Annotated in this window: 7 protein-coding genes; 6 read left to right on the forward strand and 1 reads right to left on the reverse strand. The window is 68.8% G+C overall.

Annotated features, from left to right (window positions below; genetic code table 11):
* Positions 1-38 precede the first annotated feature (38 nt).
* A complete protein-coding gene (locus tag AB0M73_RS07320; protein ID WP_363888007.1) occupies positions 39-2489 on the reverse strand; it encodes an FAD-dependent oxidoreductase in 2451 nt (816 codons plus the stop codon).
* Positions 2490-2580: 91 nt separating this feature from the next.
* Between AB0M73_RS07320 and AB0M73_RS07325 the strand changes: the two genes are divergently transcribed.
* The 6 genes from AB0M73_RS07325 (at position 2581) to AB0M73_RS07350 (ending at position 8581) form a co-directional block, all read left to right on the forward strand.
* Positions 2581-3504: a phosphotransferase gene (locus AB0M73_RS07325; RefSeq protein ID WP_363888009.1), complete on the forward strand. Its 924-nt coding sequence runs from the start codon at positions 2581-2583 to the stop codon at positions 3502-3504.
* A gap of 3 nt (positions 3505-3507) precedes the next feature.
* Positions 3508-5022: an amino acid permease gene (locus AB0M73_RS07330; protein ID WP_363888012.1), complete on the forward strand. Its 1515-nt coding sequence runs from the start codon at positions 3508-3510 to the stop codon at positions 5020-5022.
* 59 nt (positions 5023-5081) lie between these two features.
* A complete protein-coding gene (locus tag AB0M73_RS07335) occupies positions 5082-5495 on the forward strand; it encodes an RDD family protein (RefSeq protein WP_363888013.1) in 414 nt (137 codons plus the stop codon).
* Positions 5496-5505: 10 nt separating this feature from the next.
* A complete protein-coding gene (locus AB0M73_RS07340; protein ID WP_363888015.1) occupies positions 5506-5904 on the forward strand; it encodes an RDD family protein in 399 nt (132 codons plus the stop codon).
* A 211-nt stretch (positions 5905-6115) separates the two neighbouring features.
* Positions 6116-7063, forward strand: a complete 948-nt coding sequence (locus tag AB0M73_RS07345; protein WP_363888018.1) for a hypothetical protein — start codon at positions 6116-6118, stop codon at positions 7061-7063.
* Between the two features lie 192 nt (positions 7064-7255).
* Positions 7256-8581, forward strand: a complete 1326-nt coding sequence (locus AB0M73_RS07350; RefSeq protein ID WP_363888020.1) for a glycoside hydrolase family 27 protein — start codon at positions 7256-7258, stop codon at positions 8579-8581.
* Positions 8582-8644 lie beyond the last annotated feature (63 nt).

The raw sequence follows: 8644 nt of genomic DNA on the forward strand, positions 1-8644 counted from the left end.
AACCCCCACGAATCCCTTGACTGTTAACGCTTTCCCCGTCACGCCTTGATGCGCGTGCCCTTGGGGTCAAACAGCGGGTCCTTCACCACCACGCCATTGACCCATTCGCCGAACAACTCCACCGAAAGGTCCGCGCCGATCGGGGTGTCCGCCGGCAGATAGGCGAACGCGATGGGCTTGTCCACGGTGTAACCGAATCCGCCGGTCGTCACGCGGCCGACCACCTCGCCGCCGATGCGCACCGGCTCACCGCCCAACGCGACCATGTGCTGCTGGTCGAGCGTCAGGCAGCGCAGGCGGCGGGTGATGCCCCGCTCCTTGGCCCGCAGCAGAGCGTCCCGGCCCAGGAACGGCCCGTCCTTCTTGACGCAGAAGCCCAGCCCGGCCTCGTAAGGATTGTGGTCGGGAGTGAGGTCGGAACCCCAGAGCCGGTAACCCTTCTCCAGCCGCATGCTGTCGATCGCCTTGTAACCGCCGGCGATCAGCCCGAAGTCCTGCCCGTACTCCCACAGCGCCGCCCACAGCGCGGCGCCGTACTCGGCCGAGGCGTAGAGCTCCCAGCCCAGCTCGCCCACGAAGGTCACGCGCTGCGCGGTCAGCGGCACGTCGCCGACGGTGATCTGCTGGGCCGTCATGTACGGGAACGACTCGTTGTCGAGGCCGGCCGGCGTCAGCTGGGCCAGGATCTTGCGCGCATTCGGGCCCCACAGGGCGAAACACGTGTACTGGCCGGTGACGTCGGTGATCCGCACCGAGCCGTCGTCCGGGGCGTGCTGACGCAGCCAGGCCAGGTCCCGCGAGCCGTAGGCGGTGCCGGTGACGATCCGGAAGAGGTCCTCCTCCAGCCGAGCCACCGTGAAGTCGCACTCGATGCCGCCGCGCGTGTTCAGCGCCTGGGTGTAGGTGACGCTGCCGACCTCGCGGTCGACATCGTTGGCGCACAACCAACTCAGCAGCTTCGCCGCGCCCGGCCCGGACACCTCGATCTTGGCGAACGAGGACTCGTCGAACAGGCCGGCGGCGGCGCGGGTACCTCGGTGCTCGGCCACGATGGCCGGTGACCAGCCCATGCCGGCCCAGCCCCGCGGCTGCATGAAGTCGTCGCCGCCGTACATGTTGTTCTGGTAGTAGTCGACCCGCTCCCAGCCGGACTTCTCGCTGAAATGGGCCTGCTGCTGGGAATGCCAGGCGTACACCGGCGACACCCGCAGCGGCCGGCCGGCGCTGCGCTGCCGGTGCGGGAACGGGATGTCGTAGTACGTCTCGTAGTTCTCGGTGACCCGGGCCAGCGTGTACGAGGGCGACCGGTACTGCCGGCCGAACCGTCGAATGTCCATGTGGGACACATCGAGCTGGGCCTCGCCGGCCACGATCCACTCGGCCATCACCTTGCCGATGCCGCCGGCGCCGGCGATGCCGTGCGCGCAGAACCCGGCGGCCACGAAGAAGCCGGCCACCTCGGTCTCGCCGAGGCAGAACTCGTTGTCCGGGGTGAAGGCCTCCGGCCCGTTGATCAGCTTGCGGATGCCCAGGTCGGCCATCACCGGCACGCGCATCGCGGCGTTCTCGCTGATCTCGGCGAACCGCTCCCAGTCGGCGGCGAGCAGCTTTCCGTTGAAGTCCTGGGGGATTCGGTCCAGGCCGGTGTCGTCGAGCGACCACGCCCGTGAGTCACGCTCGTAGCCGCCCATCAGCAGGCCGTCGACCTCCTCGCGCCAGTACACGAGGTTGTCCGGGTCGCGCAGCGTCGGCAGGTGCGTGCCGTCCCGCTCGCGCACCGGCTCCGTGACCACGTACTGGTGGGACATCGGGATGATCGGGATCCGCACGCCGGCCAGCCGGCCGATCTCCGCCGCGTACATGCCGCCGCAGTTGACGACGATCTCCGCCTCGAGGTCGCCCTTGTCGGTGCGGACCCTGGTCACCCGGCCGCGCTCGACGTCGATGCCGGTCACGCGGGTGTGCTGGTGGATGCGCACGCCGCCGGCGCGAGCCCCGGCGGCCAGCGAGTACGCCAGCTGTGAGGGGTCCACGTAGCCGTCGGTCGGCAGGTACGAGCCGCCCAGCACACCCTTGGTGTCCATGAGCGGGAACAGCTCGCGGGCCTGCTCGGCGCTGATCTCCTCCAGCGGCACGCCGAACGCCCGGGCCCAGCCGATCTGCCGGCGCACCTCGGCCATCCGGTCCGGCGTGCAGGCCAGCCGGATGCCGCCGCACTGCACCCAGCCGGGCGGATGTTCACCCGTCTGCAACTCGGCGTACAGCTGCGCGGAGTGCTGGTTCATCCTGGTCAGCGTCGGATCGGACCGCAGCTGGCCGACCAGCCCGGCCGAGTGGAAGGTCGAGCCGCTGGTCAGCTCGTCGCGGTCGAGCACGATCACGTCGCGTTCGCCCAGCTGGGCGAGGTGGTACGCGACGCTGGCGCCGCCCACCCCGCCACCGATGATCACGATCCGGGCCCGGTCGGGGAGTGCCCTGTCAGCTGCCACGACGCCCTTGTTACCGCATCGGGTTGACGCTGGCCAGCCGCGGGCCGACACTTGCTGATCACGTTCGTCCGATGGCGGGAGGCGCGGTCAGGTGGTGCTGGACGAGCCCGTGGTGGAATCGATCGTCGCCCAGGTGCCCGAGTTCGCCGGGCCGGTCGAGCTGACCGTGATCAAGGGCGGGCTCAGCCACCGGGTCGTGCGGGTGGACGCCGGCGGGAGACGGTTCGTGCTGCGGGTGCTCGACCCGGCCGTCGCCGAGGCCGGCCTGGGCGTGCCCATGGCCCAGGAGATCGCCAACACCGTGCAGGCGGCCGAGACCGGGGCCGGGCCGAAGGTGCTGCGGGTCCTGCCCGACGAGCACGCCCTGGTGCTGGAGTACGTGGACGGCGTGACGCTGTCGACCGCGGACGTGCCGGCCCACCTGGAGGGGATCGCCGCCGCGTGCCGCCGGCTGCACTCCGGGCGGCCGTTCGGCAACGACTTCGACATCTTCGACAAGCTGGCCGAGTTTCTCGCGCTGTGCGACCGGAACGGGCTGGGGCTGCCCGAGGGCTACGCCGACCAACTGCCGCTGGTGGCCCGCATCCGGGAGGCGCTGGCCGCCCGGCCGGTGCCGCGCGTGCCGTGCCACAACGACCTGCTGGCCGAGAACTTCATCGCCGACGGCGGCCGGGTGCGCATCGTCGACTACCAGCTGTCCGGCCAGAACGACCCGTGCTTCGAGCTGGGGGACATCGCCGCCGAGGCGCTGCTCGACGTGGACGGCGTGGCGCGGCTGGCCGACGCCTACTTCGGTCGGGACCGTTCCCCGGAACTGCTGGCCAGGGTGCGGCTGTACCGGACGATGTCCAACGTGACCTGGACGCTCTGGTTCACGGTCCACAGTGGACTACTTGGCGGCCGGGCCGCTGCCGACTTCGACTACGCGGCCGAGGCGGCCGCGAAGTGGGGGCGGGCGCTGAGCGATCTCGGCGACCCCGGGCTGGGAGAGTTGCTGGACACAGTGCGGAGGTAAGCCGTGAGCGAGCAGGTCGAGCACATCGACGACGACGCGACAACACTGGCCCGACTGGGCTACCGGCAGGAGTTGCGCCGGACGTGGAGCGGCTTCTCCAACTTCGCCATCTCCTTCTCCATCATCTCCATCCTGTCCGGCTGCTTCACCACGTTCGGCCAGGCCTGGAACAACGGCGGCCCGGTGGCGATCAGCTGGGGCTGGCCGGTGATCTCGGCCTTCATCCTGATCATCGGGCTGTGCATGTCCGAGCTGGTGTCGGCGTTCCCCACCGCCGGCGGCATCTACTGGTGGGCCTCGAAACTGGGCAAGCCGGTGCACGGCTGGTTCACCGGCTGGCTCAACCTGGTCGGGCTGGTCGCCGTGACCGCGTCCGTCGACTACGGCTGCGCCACCTTCATCTCCTTCTTCCTGTCCCTTGTGGACTCCGGATGGGAGGGCACGCTCAACGAGATCTTCGTCATCTTCGTGATCGTGCTGGTGCTGCACGCACTGATCAACATCTTCGGCAGCCACCTGGTCGCCATGCTCAACAACGTCTCCGTGTACTGGCACGTGGTCGGCGTCGTGGCCGTGGTGGCGATCCTGGCCTTCGCGCCCACCTCGCACCAGAGCTTCGCGTTCGTGTTCACCCAGCGGATCAACAACTCCGGCTTCGCCGACGGCACCTACTGGTTCTACGTGCTGCCGCTGGGTTTCCTGCTCACCCAGTACACGATCACCGGCTTCGACGCCTGCGCGCACATCTCCGAGGAGACCAAGGGGGCCGCGCGCACCGCCGCCCGTGGCATCTGGCAGTCCATTCTGTACTCGGCGATCGGCGGCTGGGTCCTGCTGCTGGCCTTCCTGTTCGCCGCCACCAACGTCGACGAGATCAACAAGCAGGCCGGCTTCGTCGGCTCGATCATCACCACCGCCCTGAACTCCAACCTGGCCATCGTGGTCATCGGCATCTCGGCCATCGGCCAGTTCTTCTGCGGCATGAGCTGCGTGACCAGCACGTCCCGGATGAGCTACGCCTTCAGCCGGGACGGCGCGGTCCCCGGCCACCGGCTGTGGTCCAAGCTGAACGCCAACCGGGTGCCGGTGAACGCCGTGATCGGCTCCTGCGTCGCCGGTCTCGTGCTGACGCTGCCCGCCCTGTACAAGAGCTCCGCCGGCGTGCCCACCGCGTTCTACGCCGTCGTGTCGGTGGCGGTGATCGGGCTGTACCTGGCGTTCCTGATCCCCATCGCCCTGCGGCTGCGGGCCGGCTCCTCGTTCGTGCCCGGGCCGTGGTCGTTGGGCCGCAACTACAAGTGGATGTGCTGGACGGCCATCATCGAGATCGTCATCATCTCGGTGTACTTCATCCTGCCCACCGTCCCCGCCGGCGTGCCGGGCGCCGCCGACTTCAGCTGGACGGCCGTGAACTACGCGCCGCTGGCCGTCGGCGGACTGGTGCTGCTGATCGCCATCTGGTGGTTCGCCTCGGCCCGCAAGTGGTTCACCGGCCCCAAGCACACTGTCGAGATCTGACACCCGTTCGGCCGAGAAGTCCCGGGCAACCATCCGGGACTTCTCGGCGTTGAAGGGACATGGGGGACATCGACAGCACCTCGTTCAAGGGCCTGACCCCGGTCTACCGGCGGGGCTCGTTCGACCAGTTGCACCGTTGGGAGCGGCGGTTCATCGGGTACGCCGTCGACGGCGGCCTGCACCTGGCCTTCGCCCTGGTCGTCTGGCTCGGGTTCGCCATCGCCCTGCCCGACGCCGACCTCTGGTGGCGGTTCGAGGTGGCCGTCGCCGGCTACGCGCTGGTGTCGTACGCGCACCGGGTGCTGTTCCAACGGCGGACCGGCACGACCATCGGCAAGGCGCTGGTGGGGATGTCCGTGGTCAGCGAGGACACCGGCGCCCGGCCTTCGCTGCTGGACCTGAACCTCCAGTGGTTCATCGGGGCGACGGCGGTCGGCGCGTACATGGCGTACCGGCTGCACGAGTTGATCTGAGGGGGCATTCATGGCGACCGAGACGGCCAGCCGGTGGCCGATCAGGGTGCCGGCCGAGAACGTGCACTCCAATGGCGAGTACCCCGGCCGACACTTGGGGGCGGTCTTCTCCGACATGCTGCTGCACGCGACCATCGGCGTGATCGTGGGCTTCTGGCTCGCGCCCGACGACCCGAACCTGCGGGCGTTGCTGTTCTGCCTCACCTACGTGGCGGCGTCGTCCGTGAACCGGGTGCTGGTCCAGTGGGCGTGGCAGCGGACGGTGGGCAAGGCGCTGTTCAAGCTGCGCATCGTGCGTGAGGACACGCGGGGACGGGTCTCCTTCTGGTCGCTGGTGGGGTGGTGGTTGCTGGGGAGTATCGCCGCGGCTTTCGGGATGATGTTGGAAGGGCTGTTGAACGGGCTGTAGATCGCGTGGGCGGCAGGGCCGTGCGCCTCACCGGCGACCTGACACAGGACGAGTTGCTGGCCGTGCTGGTCGACTGATGGCGGCGATCCCCGCCGTTCCCGGGCGGCTCAAAGAATTCCTGGGCCGCGCGGTACTACGAGCGGGACGAGGGTAGGTGGGAGCCCAAGGCCGCCTTCGCGGCGTTGGCGCGGCGATACCTATAGTTTGTGGCGTGGACGTTGCCCAGCTGTTGAGCCGGATCGCCGCCGACGGCGACTACAACCCGTTCTCCCTGAAGGACTTCGGGCCCGCGGAGATCGCCGAGGTGCGGGCGGCGTTGTCGTCGTCGGAGCTGCGGGAGGCGGCGTTGTCGGTGCTGGCCACCCTGCGTGAGCCGTTCGACCCCGCCCTGCTGCCGGCCGAGAAGCCGTTGCCGTTCAGCGAATGCGAGTTCTGGTACGCCTTGCCGACCAGCGACCAGGCCGCGGTGCTCGACGCGTTCGGCTTCTCGTCGCCCGTGCCGGTGACCATGCGCATGGGGCGGCTGGCTTGGCGGTTCGAGGGCAACCGGTGGTGGTCGGACCACGGCCGGTGCTCCGTCGTCTACGTGAGCCCCGTGTTGGACGGCTGGACCCTCGTGTTCGGTGAGCCCGCCGTCGACCATCACGCCGTCGGCACGCTCCCGCCCGGCGAGGACGATCCCTATGGGGTCAAACAAATGGCCGCCGACGAGGCCGCGCACCGCGCCGTGCGTCGTGAGCGGTGCGCGTCGTTGAGCCGCCGCTTCGGCGCCGCGCACCTGTACCTCAGGAGCTACGGGGACTCCACCACCTCGTGGTTCATCGCCGAACACGGCGAACTGATCCGTTGGTACGACCTCATGGTGCCCGAGCAGCAGATCGGCCCGCCCCACCCCGGTGAGGCCGGCTTCCGCCTCCCGCACGAGCCCAACCCGTGGCCCGACGACTCCTTCAACGACATCTTGTCGAACCACGTCGGCCGGGAGGCCGCCGTCCGCTTCCGTGACCGCTACCGCCAGCTCCAGGCCGAGTACAACGTCCCCGACTCGTGCAACGCCAACGACGTCGCTTCCGCCCTGTCCGTCCTACCGCGCGACCTCGGCCCCGGCACTGAGGTTCAGGGCCTCGGTGTGCTCGCGCGGACCGGTTGCCCAGGCTAGCGGCGCGTCGGCCACACCTGCCCCGAACCGTATTTCGGTGTGACGCTGAGCGGGACTCGCCGGGGTTCGGAAGCTGCTTCATGGTTGCCCGAGAGCGGGACTCGCGCCACAGGAGATAGTTGACGGCGGAAATTTAGCGGGGCTACGGTGAGTTTTCCCTGATCAGCGTGGACCGGGAGAAAAGAGACTGCCATGCCCAGTCGTCTCATGGCGGGTGCGGCGGCGTTGGCCGCCGTCGCTCTGCTGCTACCGGGCGCGAGCCCGGCGGATGCCCGGACCGGCTTCGCGATGCCGGGGATGGGGTGGAGCAGCTGGAGCGTGGAGGCCTCGACCCGGGCCACGTACGGCACGAGCTGGCTGACCGAGTCGCACGTCGAGGGTGCGGCGGACGCGGTGGCGTCGAAGCTGAAGTCGGCCGGGTACCGGTACATCGACATCGACTCCGGCTGGAACGCCGACCTGGCCTTCCACGGCCACACCGACGGCAACGGAATTCCGGACCCCGATCCGACCAGATTCCCCAACGGCATCGCCGGCGTGGCCGGCCACGTCCACGGCGAGGGTCTGCTGCTCGGGCTGTACACGACCGTGGGGCTGGACAAGGGCGTCTACGACAAGAACGCGCCCATCCTCGGTACCAGCTGCCACACCCAGGACATCGCCCAGCAGCCCCTGACCGCCACCAATGGCTGGGGCAGCTCGTGGAAGATCAACTACGCCAACTCCTGCGCCCAGGCCTACATCAGCTCCATCGCCAGCCGCTTCACCTCCTGGGGTGTTGACCTGATCAAGGTCGACGGCACGACGACTGACAACGTGGCCGACATCCAGGCCTGGTCCCGGGCCATCGACCAGACGGGCCGCAGCATCTGGCTCAGCACCAGCGCCTGGCCCGTGCCCCAGTCCATCGAGTCGCAACTTTCCAGCTACACCAACGATGTTCGGATCGACACGGACGTGGAGTGCTACTGCGGAACCTTGTCGACCTGGTCCAGTTCCGTCAGCGCGCGGTGGAACGACCTGCCGAACTGGCTGTCCGGCCTGCAGGCGGGCTACTTCCCGAACCTGGACTCGATGCCCATCTCCAACAACTCGGGCCAGGCCATCCAGGACGGCATCACCAGCACCGAACGCCAGAGCGTGATGACCTTCTGGTCCATGGCCTCCGCGCCCCTGTGGGTCGGCGGCGACGTCTACTTCCTTGACAGCGGGGCGGTTTCGATCCTGACCAACCCGGAAGTGGTTGCGGTGGACCAGGCCTCGCGGTTCCCGACGCGCGTGACCGGAGGCACCCTGCAGAAGTGGCGCAAGCAGATGCCCGACGGGAGCTGGGCCGTCGCCGTGTACAACATGGGCTCCTCGACGGCGAACATCACCGTGAACTGGAGCGATCTCGGGGTCAGCGACAGCCATCCGGTGCGGGACCTGGTGTCACGCACGGATCTGGGCTCGTTCAACGGAAGTTGGACCGCGACGGCCGTCCCGTCCCACGGCTCCCGGCTGATCAAGGTGGGGTGACCCCCGCGAACACCGCGAGTCCCGCTCTCGGGCGAGCATGTGTTGAGATCATGCCTGCCCGAG

The organism is Kutzneria sp. NPDC051319, from assembly GCF_040682195.1.
GTDB lineage: Bacteria > Actinomycetota > Actinomycetes > Mycobacteriales > Pseudonocardiaceae > Kutzneria.

Excerpts from the sequence above, each read along its gene's own strand:
- AB0M73_RS07335 (WP_363888013.1), top strand. The coding sequence starts at position 5,082 with ATGGGGGACATCGACAGCACCTCGTTCAAGGGCCTGACCCCGGTCTAC.
- AB0M73_RS07350 (WP_363888020.1), top strand. The coding sequence starts at position 7,256 with ATGCCCAGTCGTCTCATGGCGGGTGCGGCGGCGTTGGCCGCCGTCGCT.
- AB0M73_RS07340 (WP_363888015.1), top strand. The coding sequence starts at position 5,506 with ATGGCGACCGAGACGGCCAGCCGGTGGCCGATCAGGGTGCCGGCCGAG.